16 protein-coding genes are annotated in these 16,487 nt (G+C 69.9%); 9 read left to right on the forward strand and 7 right to left on the reverse strand.

Going from position 1 to position 16,487, the window contains the following annotated elements:
• Positions 1–172: 172 nt before the first annotated feature.
• Positions 173–763 (reverse strand): TIGR03086 family metal-binding protein, encoded by a 591-nt coding sequence (locus Pen02_RS14160; RefSeq protein ID WP_203866463.1) that lies wholly within the window; start codon positions 761–763, stop codon positions 173–175.
• A 60-nt stretch (positions 764–823) separates the two neighbouring features.
• On the opposite strand from Pen02_RS14160, the gene Pen02_RS14165 reads away from it, so the two are divergent.
• Positions 824–1,117 (forward strand): hypothetical protein, encoded by a 294-nt coding sequence (locus tag Pen02_RS14165; RefSeq protein WP_203866464.1) that lies wholly within the window; start codon positions 824–826, stop codon positions 1,115–1,117.
• 370 nt (positions 1,118–1,487) lie between these two features.
• Positions 1,488–4,391, forward strand: coding sequence for an AfsR/SARP family transcriptional regulator (locus Pen02_RS14170; RefSeq protein ID WP_203866465.1), 2,904 nt, complete (start codon positions 1,488–1,490; stop codon positions 4,389–4,391).
• Between the two features lie 168 nt (positions 4,392–4,559).
• On the opposite strand, the gene Pen02_RS14175 is transcribed toward Pen02_RS14170, so the two are convergent.
• The 3 genes from Pen02_RS14175 to Pen02_RS14185 are packed head-to-tail and all read right to left on the reverse strand — an operon-like array spanning position 4,560 to position 6,031.
• Positions 4,560–5,180 (reverse strand): dihydrofolate reductase family protein, encoded by a 621-nt coding sequence (locus Pen02_RS14175; protein WP_203866466.1) that lies wholly within the window; start codon positions 5,178–5,180, stop codon positions 4,560–4,562.
• Positions 5,180–5,686 (reverse strand): SRPBCC family protein, encoded by a 507-nt coding sequence (locus Pen02_RS14180; RefSeq protein WP_203866467.1) that lies wholly within the window; start codon positions 5,684–5,686, stop codon positions 5,180–5,182. Before Pen02_RS14180 ends, Pen02_RS14175 begins: the two co-directional genes overlap by 1 nt.
• A 3-nt stretch (positions 5,687–5,689) precedes the next feature.
• Complete coding sequence (locus tag Pen02_RS14185) at positions 5,690–6,031, reverse strand: ArsR/SmtB family transcription factor (RefSeq protein WP_203866468.1); 342 nt, start codon at positions 6,029–6,031, stop codon at positions 5,690–5,692.
• Between the two features lie 245 nt (positions 6,032–6,276).
• On the opposite strand from Pen02_RS14185, the gene Pen02_RS14190 reads away from it, so the two are divergent.
• The 3 genes from Pen02_RS14190 (at position 6,277) to Pen02_RS14200 (ending at position 8,174) form a co-directional block, all read left to right on the forward strand.
• Positions 6,277–6,999 carry an HAD family hydrolase gene (locus tag Pen02_RS14190; RefSeq protein ID WP_203866469.1) on the forward strand — a complete coding sequence of 241 codons (723 nt, stop codon included), beginning with the start codon at positions 6,277–6,279 and terminating at the stop codon, positions 6,997–6,999.
• Positions 6,996–7,430, forward strand: a complete 435-nt coding sequence (locus tag Pen02_RS14195; RefSeq protein ID WP_203866470.1) for a GNAT family N-acetyltransferase — start codon at positions 6,996–6,998, stop codon at positions 7,428–7,430. Before Pen02_RS14190 ends, Pen02_RS14195 begins: the two co-directional genes overlap by 4 nt.
• A 384-nt stretch (positions 7,431–7,814) precedes the next feature.
• Positions 7,815–8,174: a hypothetical protein gene (locus tag Pen02_RS14200; RefSeq protein ID WP_203866471.1), complete on the forward strand. Its 360-nt coding sequence runs from the start codon at positions 7,815–7,817 to the stop codon at positions 8,172–8,174.
• Positions 8,175–8,201: 27 nt separating this feature from the next.
• On the opposite strand, the gene Pen02_RS14205 is transcribed toward Pen02_RS14200, so the two are convergent.
• A complete protein-coding gene (locus Pen02_RS14205; RefSeq protein WP_203866472.1) occupies positions 8,202–9,707 on the reverse strand; it encodes an SMI1/KNR4 family protein in 1,506 nt (501 codons plus the stop codon).
• A 304-nt stretch (positions 9,708–10,011) separates the two neighbouring features.
• Here Pen02_RS14205 and Pen02_RS14210 point away from each other — a divergent pair, with 304 nt between their 5' ends.
• The 3 genes from Pen02_RS14210 (at position 10,012) to Pen02_RS14220 (ending at position 14,160) form a co-directional block, all read left to right on the forward strand.
• Positions 10,012–12,132 (forward strand): alpha-L-fucosidase, encoded by a 2,121-nt coding sequence (locus tag Pen02_RS14210; RefSeq protein WP_203866473.1) that lies wholly within the window; start codon positions 10,012–10,014, stop codon positions 12,130–12,132.
• Between the two features lie 277 nt (positions 12,133–12,409).
• Positions 12,410–13,261, forward strand: a complete 852-nt coding sequence (locus Pen02_RS14215) for a MurR/RpiR family transcriptional regulator (protein ID WP_203866474.1) — start codon at positions 12,410–12,412, stop codon at positions 13,259–13,261.
• A gap of 26 nt (positions 13,262–13,287) precedes the next feature.
• On the forward strand, positions 13,288–14,160 hold the full coding sequence (locus Pen02_RS14220; protein ID WP_203866475.1) for an aldo/keto reductase: 873 nt from the start codon (positions 13,288–13,290) through the stop codon (positions 14,158–14,160).
• Between the two features lie 461 nt (positions 14,161–14,621).
• On the opposite strand, the gene Pen02_RS14225 is transcribed toward Pen02_RS14220, so the two are convergent.
• Together Pen02_RS14225 and Pen02_RS14230 are read right to left on the reverse strand one after the other, a co-directional pair.
• Positions 14,622–14,975, reverse strand: coding sequence for an alpha/beta fold hydrolase (locus Pen02_RS14225; protein ID WP_203866476.1), 354 nt, complete (start codon positions 14,973–14,975; stop codon positions 14,622–14,624).
• Positions 14,954–15,253 (reverse strand): alpha/beta fold hydrolase, encoded by a 300-nt coding sequence (locus Pen02_RS14230; RefSeq protein WP_203866797.1) that lies wholly within the window; start codon positions 15,251–15,253, stop codon positions 14,954–14,956. The genes Pen02_RS14225 and Pen02_RS14230 overlap by 22 nt, the downstream gene beginning before the upstream one ends.
• Positions 15,254–15,357: 104 nt before the next feature.
• Between Pen02_RS14230 and Pen02_RS14235 the strand changes: the two genes are divergently transcribed.
• Positions 15,358–16,455, forward strand: a complete 1,098-nt coding sequence (locus Pen02_RS14235) for a right-handed parallel beta-helix repeat-containing protein (protein WP_239140652.1) — start codon at positions 15,358–15,360, stop codon at positions 16,453–16,455.
• The last annotated feature ends 32 nt before the right edge of the window (positions 16,456–16,487 follow it).

A 16,487-nucleotide genomic window follows, 5' to 3' on the forward strand; every position in this document is an offset into this window, starting at 1 on the left:
CCTTAGGGCGGCGGAATACCGGCCGGTCTGTCCCTGACGGGATAGCTCGTGGGAACACGATAGAAGGCGGCGCCGTCGCCGAACTGACGTAATCCTTTCGCCCGTCTGTCTCCGCCTTCACCCGACGAACTCCTCGGACGGCGTTCAGGGTCGGTGAACCCGGCGGTGCGGGTCAGATGCCGTCAGGTGTCCAGCGCGGGTTGCGGCCGAGGTAACGCAGCAGGGCGGCGACCGGGTCGTCGTCGGCCCGTACGGGTAGGGCGGGGGCGTAGGCGAAACCGCGCAGCGGTTCTGCCGTCGCGTGTGCGGCCGGCATGAGCTGTTCGGCCAGTGCGACGGTCAGCGGTGCCGGCTGGCCGGTCGCCACGGCGACGTCCCAGGCGTGGACGGCGGCGTCGAGGGCGCATGCGGCGGCGGCGAGTGCCGGCGCCATCTCCGGCACGGGCGGCAGCGGCGTACGCACCGACGACGCCGTCGGGTCGACACCGGCCCAGGCACCCGCAGCCGCCTCGATCGCCTTGGTGACCGTGTCCTGGACGCCGCCGTCGAGCCGACGGGGCGGATTGAACGGGTCATAGGACGGCAACGAGCCGGCTCCGACCGTGGACGCCCAGGCGTGCTGGTCGCCGGCGGCGTGGAACAGCACCTGCGCCACTGTCCATTCCGAGCACGGGGTCGGGTCGTCGAGCCGGCCGGTGTCGACGGCCACGGTGGTGACCTGACGCAATGCGTCAAGAGCGCTGGTGAGTACGGTGAAGGTCACTGATGGTCCCTTTCGGTCGGTTTTTCCGGGCTTTCGGGGGTGCGTGGTCGGGGGAGTGCGGTGCAGAACGGGCGGATCTACGTTGGTCAGGACGCCTCGGGGCTGAGCGCGGTGCCGAGCGTCGACGACCTTCTACTCGGGCATGTCGTCGGCCCGGCGGGTGCGGGCCAGTTGGTCGGCCAGGTCGTCGAGGCTCGCTTGCGGTACGCGATGCGGAAGGGCGATATCCTTGGCGAGGCGCGGCACACCGACCAGCGCAACTCGCCGCATGCGTACATCCTCGGCATGCGGCACGCGGATCACGCCGGCTCCCATTCCGGACGCCTCTCGTCCACCGGCGCCGCCCCCAATTGATCATGCTGGAACGCGGGATGCGGAGATGCCCGCCCGCACTACCGACGCGGAGCATACGTGCGCCCGCTTGCGCCCCGGTGACGGCGCGCTTTCATGCATTTCGATGAAATATTCCCCGTGTAGCGGACATGTAGGTGTTGCCGGGCAGGTCCGGCCGGTACGACCCAGCTGAAGGAGCTGCCTTGGTCAGCGCATCCGACGCCGCCCTCCCCGCACGTCTCAACCGGGCCTGTTACGACGACAACCGCTCCGGCTACCCGGGCCGGACTGACGCACTCCGCGTAGCCCGGTGACACCGCAACGAGTGACGGAGCCGGCCGTGCCTACGACGAACCGCTCGACCGTGGCCGCTGCATCTTCCGGAGGGCCGGTGGCGGGTGCCGTCCAGTTCCGCATCCTGGGGGACCTGGAGGTTCGGCGGGACGGCGCGCTCGTCGTCATCTCGGCGATGAAGGTCCGGATCATCCTGGCGTCGCTGTTGCTGCGCGCCGGCCGTGTCGTACCGGTAGGCGTCCTCGTCGACCGGCTGTGGGAGCACGACCCACCCGCCGACACGCGAGCGGCCCTCCAGACGTACGTCACGCGGCTGCGTCGGCTGCTCGGTGCTGACGCCGCGATCCACCTGCGCAGCGGTGGGTACGTCATCGAACTGCCGGCGCGCTCCTGCGACCTGCAGGAGTTCGACGAGCTTCTGGAGGGCGTGCGGATTTCCCTGGAGCGCGGCGACCGGTCGGCTGCACTGGAGTCGTTGCGGGCGGCGACGGCGCTGTGGCGCGGTCCGATCCTGTTCGACGTGGACTCGGCGGCATTGCATCGCGAGGAGGTGCCGCAGGTTCAGGAGCGGTGCCTTGAGGCGGCCGTACGCCGATTCGCCTTGGAGTTGGCGCTCGGGCACCACCAGGCGGTGGTCGAGGAGCTGCGGGCACTCGCCGCGGCGTACCCGTTCCAGGAGGAGCTGCGGACACACCTGATGCGGGCGCTCTACCGGTCGGGACGGCAGGCCGAGGCGCTGAAGGTCTACCGTGACGTCGCGGCGCTGCTGCGCACCGAGCTGGGCCTGGACCCTGGGCCCGAGTTGCGCGCCGTGCACCAGGCGATCCTGCTCGGTGAGTCGATGGACGACGACGCCCGCGACGACGTGTCAGCAAGCTCGACGACGCAGTGCCAGTTGCCGCCGGCGATCGGCGACTTCGTCGGCCGGGCGGACCAGGTGGCGGGGATTGTCAACTCGCTGGCCACCGGGGGCGAGCCGGCCACGGTACCCATCGTCGTGCTGAGTGGGGTGGCCGGCGTCGGCAAGTCCGCGCTCGCCGTGCACGTCGCGCACCAGGTACGGGACCGGTTTCCGGACGGTCAGCTCTATGTCAACCTGGGCGGCGGCGGCCCTGCTCCCCGGGACGCTCCCGAGGTTCTCAGCGAGTTGCTGTATGCGCTGGGGCTGCTACCGGACGCCCAACCGCACTCGGTGCAGGCGCGGGCGGCGGCGTTCCGCGCGCGGGTGGCCGACCGCCGGATCCTGATCGTGCTCGACGACGCCGCCGACGCCAAGCAGGTCGCACCGCTGCTGCCGGGCACGGCAGGTTCGGCCGTCCTCATCACCAGCAGGTGGTCGCTGGACGAGCTTCCCGCGGCCGCTCGCCACCGCCTGCAGCCGTTCTCGGTCGCGGAGGGGATTTCGCTGCTCAGTCGGATCCTCGATCCGAGCCGGGTCGCCGGCGAGCGGCCGGCCGCAGAGGAACTCGTGGATCTGTGCGGCCGCCTCCCGCTCGCCTTGCGCATCATCGGTGCACGGCTCCAGCCCCGGCCCACCCTGCAACTGCGCGTACTGGCGAAGCGGCTACAGGACGAGCACCGACGCCTCGACGAGTTGGCCGTGGGCGACCTGGCGGTCCGCTCGGAGCTGGCGGTCGGCTATGCCGGGCTGGCCGGCCCCGTCCAACTGGCGCTGCGCCGGATGGGCCTGCTGCCCGCCGAGTCCTTCGCCGCCTGGACGCTCGGCGCCATCACCGATGGCGGTGACGGCGAACGCGACGTCGAACAGCTCATGGCCGCCGGGCTGCTGGAGCCGGTCGGCCTGGACCTGACCGGTCAGCTACGGTACCGGCCGCACGACCTGGTCGCGTTGTTCGCCCGCGAGCTGGCCGGCCGCGAGGACGAAGAGGTGACCCGGGCTGCGTACCAGCGGCTGCTGGACAGGTTCCTCGTCCTGGCGCACGGTGTGCACCTGCGGGTGGACCGGAAGGACGGGTTGCCGCCCGACACGCTGCCGGACGATATCGAGGCAGGACCGGTGGACATCGCCGGCCTTGCCGCCGACCCGGGCGCGTGGCTGCGGACCGAGCGGAGCCAACTGCTGTTCGCCATTACGCAGGCGTGCCGACTGGGCAGCTACGACAAGGCGGCGCTGCTGGCGGACATGATCATCCCGCCGCTGTCCATTCGTGGCGGCTACGAGCAGATCGTCCGGGTGCGCGGGATCGTCCGGGACGCCGCCCGCGCGGCCGGGGACGAGCGGGTCGCCAGCCGGCAGGCGAGCAGCCGCGCCGATGTCCTGCTCTCCCTCTGTCTCGACGAGGCCGCGTCGGAGTTCGAGGAGTCGGTGGCCGTGTTCCGTCGCCTGGCTCTGCACCACGAGCTGGTGCACAGCCTCACCGGTCTCGCGTTCGCCCGGATGTTCCAGGGACGGCCGGCACTCGTGCACGCGGAGGAGGCGACCACGATCGCGTACGCGACCGGCGATCGGGACGACATCGTGTTGGCGCTGCGTACCCACGCCGAGACCCTGGTTCTCCAGGACCGACCGGCCGAGGCACTGCCGCTGTTGGATCGGGCGCTGGCGCACGCGCACACGATCTGGAACACCGACAGCCACCGTGCCCTGCTGGTCCGGAAGTTGGACTGCGCGATCTCGCTCGGGAAGCTGGACCTGGCCGACTCGACGTACGCGCAGGCGCGCGAGGTGACCGACGCGGTCGACAATGCCCATGGCCTCGGTTGGCTGCTCGTCCACCACAGCCGGTTGCGACGCGCACGCGGCGACCTACCTGCTGCCATGCGCGACGCACGCGAGGCGTTACGGCGGATGGTCGAGGCAGGCGACCCCCGGGGGGTGTTCATCGCGAACCTACGCCTTGCCGAAGCGCTGCTGACCGGCGGCGACTCCCGAGGCGCCACCGCCGTGCTGCACACTCTGCTGTCCACATCGGACGCGGCGTCCGTACCGCTGCTGAAGGCGAAGGCCGAGTCCCTCCTCAGTCAGGCCACCTACCCATGAGCCAGACATCGGTCCAGGGTCGGCGCCGGAGGTACCCGGCCAGATCCGCGAAGACACCGCGTTGCGCCTCGGCGGCCGTCCCGCTGCGGTCGGGGCCACCGCATCGTGCCGACCGCGTGGGTGATGTTCCCTCGCGCCCGCCGTCCGCCGCGTGTCGTCCGCCGTGCCCTACCGTTCCCGGACGGCGTAGGTCAGGTGCGTCACCCTCAGGGAGGACTCCGAACGGACCGGCTCCAGCGCGACCCTGGACGCGTCCACGCCCTCGAACAGGCGGATTCCGGAGCCGAACAGCACGGGCGACAGCGCGATCGAGAACTCGTCGAGGAGGCCGGCGTTCACGTACTCCAGGATCGTCGCGCCGCCGCCCGCGATGCGGACGTCCCGGTCGCCGGCGGCCTTGCGGGCCTGGTCGAGCGCGGACTCGATGCCGTCGTCGACGAAGTGGAAGGTGGTCCCGCCCGGCCGCTCCCAGGGGTCACGCTTCTCGTGCGTCACGACGAAGACCGAGGTGTGGAACGGCGCCTCCTCCGGCCACGCCTGCTCGCCGGCGTCGAACATGCGCTTGCCCATCACGCTCGCGCCGGTGCGCTCGAACGTCTCCCGCACGATGTCGTTGTCGCGCCCTTCCTCGCCGCCCGCGCCGAGCTTCAGGTTCTCCCGGGTGAACCGCAGCGGGAACACCCACCGCTGCAGTTCCACCCACTGCCGACCCATCAGGTCGCCGAGCGACTCGGGTGCGATGAACCCGTCCAGCGACATCGACACGCTGAAGAACACCTTCCCCGCCATCAGCCCTCCGCGTCCTTCCGAACGATCTCGGTGACGTAGGCGGCCAGGTTGCTCAGGGTCTGCCGGCCGCCCTCGATCGCGTGGTACTTCTCGACCGCCTCGTTTCGCAGCTCCTTCGTGGGAAACAGCGTGTGCATCACGATCCGGGTCGCCGCACCGTCGGGCGCGAACGTCAGGACCGACTCGAAGGCGTTCGGATCGTCGCGGGACTCACCGTGCAGCATCGCGATCCGCTCCGGCCGGGTGATCTCGGTCCAGGTGATCCACTCGGCGTAGTCCGTCCCGTCCGGTCCGTGCATCACGAAGTCCCACTCCCCGCCGACGCGGAACTCGAACGCCCGTGTGGTGGTGCTGAACCCCTCCGGTCCCCACCACCGTGACAGGTATCGGACCTCGGTGAACGCCTCGAACACCACCTCCCGTGGGGCGTCGATGACCCGGGAGATCACGACCTCCCGGTCGGCCGTCGCGGACTGCGCCGACGCGCCTCGTCCCGTCTCACTCATCAGCTACTCCTCCTGCCTTGCCTGCTTCAGGTCCTGCACGTACGCGTCCAGCCGGTCGAAGCTCTCGTTCCAGAACCGCTCGAACCCGCCGGCCCACTCGTGGACCGGTCGCAGCCCGCGGGCGTCAAGCCCGTACAGGCGCTGCTTGCCTGCCTTGCGGTCCCGCACCAGCCCGACCTCCCGGAGCACCCGCAGGTGTTTGGAGGCCCCCGGCTGGGTCATCCCCAACTCCTGGGCCAACTCGGTCACCGGCCGTTCACCCGCCCGCAGCAGCATCAGGATCTCCCTCCGCTGCGGCTCGGCGATCGCGTTGAAGACGTCCGACGTCGTCGCTGCTCGTGCCATGGTAGCGATCATATACCCATAACGGAATGCGTCAACCGGCGGTCGCCGGGGTGAGCCGGCCGACATGCCACGTCGTCAGGACTGGACCTTGGCGGTGAGGCCGACGGTGACGACGATGACCGGATGTTCCTTGTGAGCGGCGTGTCCGTGGCCGCCGACCGGCATCTCGCGGGACGGGTCCGCGCCAAGCCGCCGGCGTCGTACCGCCAGACCGTCCCCGCCCGCCGCCGCTGTCCGGACCGCGCGTGACCGCGCCGCCTCGCGTCGGCCAGGCCGGGGTCGTCTTCGACCTGGACGGCACCCTGGTCGACACGATGACGATCACCCCCACCGTGTACGTCGACACGATCCGCGCCCTCGGTGGGCCGATGGTCTCGCCGGCAACCGTGGTCGCCAGTTGGCACGTCGGGCCCACACCGGTCGTACTCGCCCACTTCCTGGGCCGCCCGGCCTCGGCTGCGGACGTCGAGTGCTTCCACGGGCTCTTCGCGGCGGCGGTCTCAGACGTCCGACCGTTTCCCGGCGTACTCGACCTGGCCGACGACCTCGGCCGGGCCGGCTACCGGCTCGGCATCTTCACCGCCGCCACCCGGCGGACCACGGATCTCGTACTTGCCACCACCGGGCTCGACCGATCGTTCGCGGTCGTCGTCTGCGGTGACGAGGTCGCCGACCCGAAGCCCGCACCGGAAGGTCTGATGCTGGCCTGTCAGCGCCTGGGCGTCGACGTTGCCGAAGCCGCGTACGTCGGCGACGCGGAGGTGGACCTGGAGTGTGCCGAGGCGGCCGGGTCGCTGGCCATTCACGCCCGCTGGGGCATCACAGCCCCCGCACCGGCCGGGGTGACGATGGCCCACCGGCCGGCGGACGTCCTCGAACTGCTCGGCGGACCGGGATCCGGGTCGCCGCTCCGCCGCGCGGCCGTAGGGCGGACGCACCCTACGAAACGCCGAAAGGACAACCCTTGATCAGCATCACCCGACTCGAATCCGACGACCGGCCCACCTGGGAGGAGCTGTTCTCCGGCTACAACGCCTTCTACGGGCGTACCTGGCCGGCGGAGAACTACGACCGTGCCTGGCGGGAGTTCCAGCGGGACGAGCGGATTCACGCGCTCGGCGCCCGGCTCGACGGCCGGCTGGTCGGCATCGCCCACTTCCTCGTCCACGCCAGCACGACCTCGCCTGACGTCTGCTACCTCCAGGACCTGTTCACCGCCCCGGACGCGCGAGGCAGGGGTGTCGCCCGAGCCTTGATCCGGGCTGTCGAGGAGTGGGCCCGCGAGCAGGAATGTGCCCGGCTCTACTGGCACACGCAGCAGCACAACCACACCGCCCGCCGGCTGTACGACCAGGTGGCAGACTTCCGCGACTTCATCGTGTACGCGATGCCGCTGTAGCCGACGCCGAACCTGGTCGACCTGCTCGTCGTCGGTGTCACCCGCGCAACACGCCTCCTCACCCGCGACGCGGTCCGCCGCGTGAGACAACCAACGGGGACCGGTACGCACTTGCAGCCGCGACCGACGTCCGCCCGGAAGAAGGTCGCGTACGGAGAATCGGACCCGGAAGAATGATCTGCTGTGAACGATGCAGTGGCAGTGGGGCTACTCACCTCAGCGTCCACCCTGGTCGCGGTCGGATTGACCGGAGGCGTCTCGGCGTGGGTGAGTCGTGCCCAGCTACGTCACCAAGCCGCGCTCTCGACAGCGGAGCGCGATGAGCAGCGAGCGTCCCGCCAGCGCGACGTTCGGCGCGATGCTTACGTGCACTTCCTCGGGCGCGTGGACGAGGCATACCGGCGTCTGGACGACCGCTGGACCGCGCCGCCCCCGGAGCCACCCGAGCCACACCTGGTCGACCCGGTCTATCCGGCACTGCGGGCGCTCGACGAGGCACACAGCGTCGTCCTGCTGGAGGGCCCGTACGACGTTGCCGAGCACGCCGACCTGGTCGTTGCCAGCGTCGGCGACGAATACCGCAGCCAACGACAGGTCCTGGGTACGCACCAAGGTGCTCTCGACAGCGCGGCCGTGCTCGACTCCGCCGCACACCGCGCAGCAATTTCCGCACGGACCCTGCACCGGGCCAATTTCATCGAGGCCGCCCGGAAGGCGATTGGAGGTCACCTTACTTCTCGATGAACGGGGCCGAGGCTCGCCGCGCTGCGGTTACAGGCGGCCGCGGGCGGACCTGGTGCGGCGGGCCGTTTCCGCTGGGCCGGCGTCGAAGAGGGATCGCCATTCGATGGCCTGCCGGTGGGTCGGGTTGCCGCCGAGGGTGGCCGCGTGCAGCCTGGTGAGGTCCAACAGCGGTGGTAGCTGTCGCCACTGCTCGAACGACAGCTCCAGGTACACCAGCGACGGCAGGTCGGCCAGTACGGCCAGGTCGGCCACGTGCGCGTCGGCGAGGGACAGGCCGTGCAGGTTCGCGACGGTCCGCAGTGGCGTCAGGTCACTCGGCGCGGCGCCTCGGAGCAGGCCCAGCGAGCGCAGGGTCGGATGGCCGGCCAGTGGGGCAAGATCCGACGCCCCGTTCACCTGGAGATGTTCCACCGGAAGCTCCCGCAGCGGTTCCAGGTCCGCCCCGGCGGTCATCGACAGCGAACGCAGCCGCCGCAGCCCGGCGAGTTCTGCGGTGTCCACGGTGCCGTAGTACAGCCGCAGTTCCTGTACGTCCGGCAGCCGCCGCAGCGGTTCGAGGTCGATCTCGCCGCCGCGCATCTCCAGCCGGAGGTCGGGTCGCGTGACGACCGGACGAGGCCGGCCGGCCAGCACTGCGGTGACCGAGTCGGCGACGTACCCCGGCCGGGTGCCCCAGTCGACGCCTACGTTGATGACCTGGCCCGGCCGGCCGTGCCGGGCCGGCGCGAGGTCGACCACGAGGAAGTTGCCGCCGGAGTCGTCGGCGATCGGGATCCAGCCGGGGTGGCCGCTCGCCCGGCGGATCGTGTCGGCCGGGTCGGCGTCGAGGATGACCCGGTTCCACACGCCTGGCCAGGAGTCCTCGGCCGGGGCCGAGGTGATCTCGTACATGCCGGTGAGTTCGGCGAGCGGGTACCGGTTCCAGCCGTCGACGGTGCCGCCCCCGTCGGCGAGCGCGTACAGAGCCCGCAGGTCCGGTGGCAACCGGTGGCCCAGCTTCGCCTCCACGGCCGCGATCTCATCCTCGGCCGCGCCGGGCGGCAGGTCCCCTTGGGCCTGGTCCAGCAGCAGCGCGACCGCACGGTCGGGATCACCGGCGTACGTGGGGTCCAGGACGACGGGTTCGGGATCGAGCGTTTCCGGCGGCAGGTCCTTGCGGAGCACGACGGTGTACGAGTTGCCGACACTCGACCCGCGCAGACCGAACCGGGCGACCGCGTCGAACTCGCCGTCGGCGTCGACCGTCAGGTGCACCGCGACCTGCCGGAACCTGGTCCCCTCGGCGAGCCGGCCGAACAGCTCGCTCATCGGGTCCGCGATCGCGGAATGACTCATCTCGGGGACGTAGACGCCGCTGCCGTCGGCGGTGCGGTACCGCGCGCCCTCGCCGCCGTGGCCGCGGGCGACCAGATCGACCGACAACGTGGCCGTGTGCCAGCCGGCCGGACCGTGGTCGAACAGGAGGCGGGCGGCGTCGCGCAGGGCGTCCGAGCCGGCCGCGCCTGACGTGGTGTCATCCGCGGAAGCAACCATGACCGACACCGTATCCTCGGCCTCCGTCTTCGCCGGCCGGTGGGGGAGGGCCCCGACCCGATCTCGGTCTCGCCGGCACCGACGACGCATCCGAACAGGTCGGCTGCTCGTCGCTGGGCGCCCTCTCGTCCGATGAATCTTCCAAAATCCTCGAAGTTTGCTTCTTTCATCCCGCCGGCCACGACCAACCCATTGACAGACGTCGGATGTTTCGGGAATATTATCGAGTCATTTCCATCTCTGAACATCTACCGCCCGCCGTCCGGGCCGGCGTGTGGATGGCGCGTGCGCAGGGGAGGACGCCATGCGGTCAACATTCCGGATAGGACTGTCGTTGCTGGTGGCGATGGCGGCGATGGTCGTCATCCCACCGGCACCGGTCGCCGCCGCGCCGGGCGACAACTACGTCGTCGACGACGCGTTGAGTGGAACCCGCACCCGCTGGTTCGACGAGGCACGCTTCGGCATGTTCATCCATTTCGGCCCGTACGCCGTCTACCAGGGCCAGTACGGGACGTGCCGCGAGGTCGAGTGGATCAAGCGGCAGTGCAACATCCCGTGGAGCGACTACGAGGCCAAGGCCGCCACCTTCAACCCCTCGTCGTTCAACGCGAACGCGATCGTGCAGATGGCCAAGCAGGCGGGCCAGAAGTACATCGTCATCACCTCCAAGCACCACGACGGGTTCGCCATGTGGCCCACCCGGGTCAACCGGTGGAACCTCCGGGACCACTCCGGCTTCTCCCGCGACCTGCTGCGCGAGCTGAAGGACGCCGCGACCGCCAACGGCATCAAGCTCGGGTTCTACTACTCGATCTGGGACTGGCACGACCCGGATTTCGTCGCGAACTTCCCGGCGTACGTCACCAAGATGAAGGCGCAGCTGCAGGAACTCGTGACCAACTACGATCCCGCGCTGCTCTGGTTCGACGGCGAGTGGGCCGAGACCAACCCCACCAACCCGTGGTCGGAACAGAACGGCGAGGATCTGGAGCGGTTCGTCCGCGCCATCTCACCCCAGGTCGTCACCAACAACCGGATCGGCAAGCGTCGCCTCGTCGACGGTGACTACGGCACCCCTGAGCAGGCTCTCGCCGGCTCCCCGCCCTCGGCGCAACTGCAGGAAACCTGCATGACCATCAACAACACCTGGGGGTACGCGGCCTGGGACACCAACTTCAAGTCACCGACCCAACTCGTGCGCGACCTGGCCCACCTCGCGAGCAACGGCGCCAACCTCCTGCTCAACATCGGCCCGATGCCCACCGGGGCGGTCTCGGCCGGACAGTCCGCCGCCCTCAACGGCGTCGGCACCTGGATGGCCACCAACGGCGCGGCCATCACCGGCACCGGCTACACCGGCCTGGTCGGCCAGCCCACCTGGGGCAAGGTCACCCGCAAGGGCAACAAGCTCTACCTCGTGGTCAACAACTGGGCCACCACTCTGCACCTCAGCCAACGGTCGCCGTTCACGGTCACGGGCGCCCGGGTGCTCGGCAGCGCGTCACCGGTGAGTGTGCGCCGCGCCGGCGACGGCTACGACTTCCTGCCGAGCGGCGGCGCCACCAACGCCATCGCCACCGTCATCGAGGCCGACATCACCACCCCCGCACCGGCGGCGGTCGGCACCGGCTCCGGCCTCAAGGCGGAATACTGGAACAACACCACCTTCGCCGGTACGCCGACAGTCACCCGAACGGATCCGACCGTCAACTACGCCTGGCGTTTCAGCGGCTCTCCCGCCCCCTCGATCGGCACCGACAACTTCGCCAGCCGCTGGACCGGCTCGATCGAGCCCCGGTACTCCGAGAGGTACACCTTCACGGCCGTATCGGACGACACGGTCCGGCTGTGGATCGACGGGCAACTCGTCATCGACAACGCCGTACCCCACGCACCGAGCGTCGACCAGGGCAGCGTCACACTCACCGCCGGTCGTCACGACATCCGCCTGGAACAGACCGACCAGGGCGGCTCGGCATACATGAAGCTCATCTGGAGCAGCCCCAACACGCCCGCCCAGATCGTGCCGCAGTCGCAGCTCTATCCGGCGGCCAGCACGGTACAGCGGTTCAACGACAACGTGGCGACGTACAGCACCGGCTGGGCGGTCAGCAGCAACCGGGGTTTCGGTGACTACAACGACGACGTGCACTACACGACCAGCAACGGCGCGTCGTTCACCTACACGTTCAACGGCACCGGCATCGACTACCTGTCGGAGCGCAACTCCGACCAGGGCGTGGTGGACATCTACCTGGACGGGGTCCTGCGAGCCACGGTGGACACCAGCAGCAGCACCCGCCTGACCCAACAGGTGATCTACAGCGTCCGGGGACTACCGCAGGGCTCACACACCCTGCGCGGTGTCAAACGATCGGGCACGTACATGCTCGTAGACCGCTTCGACGTGGTCGCCCAGTAACGGAGGCAGTGCGGCGGGGTGCGAGCCCCGCCGCGATCTGCGCGGGTACCGCGACGCCGCCACGGGCGTACGTCCCGAGGTCAGGTCGATTGTTCCGGTCGCACCGCCGCAGGGCGCACGTCCCCGGCTCTGTGGTGGCGCGCCCAGCGGCGGCAGATACGGACGCTGCGGTCGGCCGATGTCCGGGAACGAGAAGAGGCGGCCGGACCCCAAGGTCCGGGCAGCCGTACCCGGACACCAACCCGCGTGGAATGAACTTCCCTGTTATGATCGTCTCGTGGAACAAACTTCCCCGGGGCGGCTTGCGGCGCGGATCAGGGCCCGGTTGCCGCAACTGCGCGAGGCCGAGGCGCGGGTCGCCCAAGTGCTGCTCGACCAGGGCGTCGAACTCGTGCACCTGAGCGTCAACGACGTCGCGGCACTTGCTGGCACTGCCCAGTCGACCGTGGTGCGCGCGTGCCAGCGGCTCGGCTTCCATGGCTATCAAGAGGTCAAGATCGATGCAGCCCGGGATCGTCCGAGCGGGCTTGAGCCGGTATCCGACCCCGGCGACGGTGTGGTCGGTGACGCCCTTACCCAGACCATCCGCGCCGCCATGGAGGCGTTGGCGGGATTGCCCGCGACCCTGGCCGTGGATGAGCTGCGCACTGCGGCGGAGCGCATCGACGCCGCATCCCGGATCCTCATCGCCGGCACCGGCCTGTCGGGGGCCACGGCGGTTGACGCGGCGTACCGGCTGCGGGCGCTCGGCCTGCCGGTCGACCTGCCGCCCGACCCGCTCACCGCCCAGCTCGCCGCCGATCTACTGCCCGAGCATGCCGTGTGCCTGGCCATCAGCCACAGCGGAGCGACCCGTTCCACCGTGGACACGGCCCGACGGGCCCGCGACCGGGGCGCGACCGTCGTCGCCGTCACCAGCTATGCCCGGTCACCGCTGACCGAGGTAAGCGCCTGCGCCCTCGTTGCCGGAGGACAGGACCTCGTCTTCGGCCTCGAGGCCGTGGCGAGCCGGCTCGCCCACTTCACCGCCATCGACGCGCTCACCCTCGCCCTACGCGCGCTGCGCGGCCCGACGGCCGACCATGCGCTGTCCGTCTCCGCGGAAGTCACCGCCGCCCACAGCTACTGACCCGGTCACCAGAGGAGCACGAGAAGATGTCCGACGAAACCTTCCAGCTCGGCGGAAACCTCCCGGTGCGCCGTCTCGGCTTCGGCTCCGGCCAGCTCGCTGGCCCCGGCTACTGGCAGGCCCGCCTCGACGCCGCACGCAGCACCGCCATCCTGCGCCGGGCCGTGGAGCGCGGGGTCACGCTCATCGACACCGCCGACAACTACGGACCCGACGTCGTCGAGGAACTGATCGCCGCGGCACTGCATCCATATCCCACCGGACTGGTCGTCGCCACCAAGGGCGGGGTGGTGCGTACGGGGCCGGACGTCTGGCATCACGCAGGACGTCCGGAACAGTTGCGGGCGCAGTGCGAGGCGAGCCTCCGCCGGCTCCAGGTCGACACGATCGACCTGTACCAGCTGCACCGCATCGATCCCGAGGTGCCATTGGCCGAGCAACTCGGTACGCTCGTCGAGCTTCAGCGAGCAGGCAAGATTCGGCACATCGGGGTCGACACGGTGACCGCCGACGAGCTCGAGTGTTGCCTCGCCGAGGCCACGATCGCGTCGGTGCAGAACCGGTACAACCTCGTCCACCGTGACTCTGAACGGGTACTGGCCATGTGCGAGGCGCGGAACATCGCGTTCCTGCCGTGGTTCCCGCTCGGCAAGGGAGTCCTGACAACCGGTGGCGAAGGCAGCCACTCGCGCACGATCGCCGAGATCGCACAGCGGTACGCCGCCACCATCAGCCAGATCGCCCTCGCTTGGCTGCTGCACCGCGCACCGGTTGTCCTCCCGACGCCGGGCACCGCGTCCCTCGCCCACCTGGACGAGAACCTCGACGCCGCCGACATCTCGCTCGATGCCGAAGACCTACGCCAACTCGACGCGCTCGCCGCACCGGCGAGCGCATGAGCCACCTGCTACCGCGACCGGTCCACGAGTCGCAAACGCAACCTGCGGTGGCACAACAACGCTTCCTGTCCCGCCGGTCGCGGCGTGGCAGCCTCGCAGGCGCACCCGAGCAGTATGCCGATGCCCGGGGACGGGCCGACCCGGGCACCGCCCCTCGATGTCGATGACACGCAGCCTGGCCGGCTCGGTCCGGGCGCCAACGCCGACGATCGCTCGCACGAACTGGTGGGTCTGGCGCAGTTGCTCGGCGAGTCGGGGACCCGGCGCAAGTTCCGTCGATCCGTCAGGCGCCCTATCGCCACAACTGGGTTAGCTCAGTGCGGTTGCAGGGGAGAATCTCCAGCCCGCCGCCTGCCGTGCCACGCCGGGGCGCAGCCGTCGTCGCGTGGCGGTGGCCGGCACGATCTGCCGACGGATGTGCGGCAGTTCGCCGCCTCGTTCGTGGTGGGGATCGGGGCTCGTCAGGGAGTCGCCCGCTCGCCGGTGGCCTGGGCTCTGATGAAGGCGGCGATCCGGTCGTTCAGTTCGTCGATCCGGTTGAAGCCGCCGTGGCTGCCGGGCACGATGGCGACCTCCGCGTGTGGCATGAGGCTTCCCCGGGCGTGGGCCTCGGCCGGGGTGAGCATGGCACTACGCGCGCCGGCGACCAGTAGGACGGGCACGTCGATGGCGCGGGGTTGCTCGTCGGTGAGGACGCCGGGGAACTTCGGCTCCGCCCGGTAGCCGCGGGTACCGGCCCACATGAGCGTCATCAGGTCCGGTTCGAGCATGGCGGAGCTGTCCAGCCACCGGGCTAGGCGGCGGCGCAGCGGCATCGGGGCCAGGGTCGCCAGGCCGCTGATCGAGAGCCACCACCAGAAGCGGGCGTCGGCTTGGTGAGCCCGGCGGGGTCGAGCAGCGTGATGGAGGCGACCCGTTCAGATGCCCGGGTGGCCTGGTTCATGGCTATCCAGCCGCCGTACGAGAAGCCGACGAGGTGCGCCGGGTGGTCGGTGAGCTGGGCGAGCACTTCGTCAAGCCAGGCGGCGCAGGCCGCCGGCGGGGTCATCAGGGCGCGCGGGACGCTGGGGTCGGCGTCGCCGGGCAGGTCGATTCCGACGGCCGGAGATGGGCGAACGGCGGGCTCGAACGGTTCCGTACAAAGTCGAACGTCGCCGTACGACGGGAAGTCGGAGCGGCGGAAGTAGGGTCCGGACCATGACGTGGCTCAAGAAGCTGGTTCCTGCACTCTCGGTGATCTGCGTGGTATCGGTGGTATTGATGCTGGCTCCGTTCGGAGTGATGGCCCCGGCCCACGCCGAGCAGGTCACGATCGCCTGCGCCAACACCGTCTCGGACGACGAGAACCTGAACAGTGCGATCGCGGCGAGTTCACCCGGTGACGAGATCGTCATCGACGGGCCGTGTCTGATCGACGGCCGGATCAAACTGCTCGGCGAACGCAGCTACCGTGGTCTGTCCCGGGCCGGGACGGTCATCCGGCAGGCGGACGGCGCGAACCTGCCGGCCATGCTCGCCTCGGATTCCTATCTGGACAACGATCCGTACACCGGGGCGCCCATCGCCGTCCGATCCGTGTCCCTGGACGGCAACCGGGCCGGCAATCCGCGCGCCGGCGACGTACTCGTGGTCCGGTCCTGGCAGTCGGTGATCGAGGACGTGGAGATCCTGGGCGCGGCTCGACACGGGATCCGGTTGACCAATCTGTCCGCGGACGGCACCGCGCTGGTCAACACGCAGGTCAACGGCCGGATTGTCGGCAACCACATCGGCGAGTCGGGCGGCCGGGGCATTTTCGTCGAGGACACCGGCAATTCCGTGACCGACTGGCAACTGCTCGACAACTGGATCGCGGACTCTGGTGCGGACGGGATCGCCCTGGACAACACGGCCGGCTGGATGGTCCAGCGCAACCACGTCTACGGTACGAGTGGCGCGGCGATCGCCGCCCAGCGGCTGTTCGGCAGCACCGTGTCGGACAACTACATCGAAGACTTCGTGACCGTCGGGTTGCAGGTGTCCGTGCAGGGGGAGGCGGCGTCGACGATCGCGGGAAACCGGATCTTCCGGTTCAACGGCGGTGGTGGCACCTTCCTGGCACTGCGGGTCAACTACGGCACCGGCAACGCGACCGTGGTCGGCAACACGATCCGGGGCAACGGATCCGGTGTGGGTCTCGACTACCAACTCGCGTCGGGTACGACGCTGTCGGTCGCGTCCACCGGCAACCTGGTAACCGGGGTCACGACTCCACGACGGGCGGCAACCGGCGTCACCGTCACGGCGGGACTCTGACACCGTGGCACCAACCACCTGGGCAGGTACGC

The organism is Plantactinospora endophytica (assembly GCF_016862915.1).
GTDB lineage: Bacteria > Actinomycetota > Actinomycetes > Mycobacteriales > Micromonosporaceae > Plantactinospora > Plantactinospora endophytica.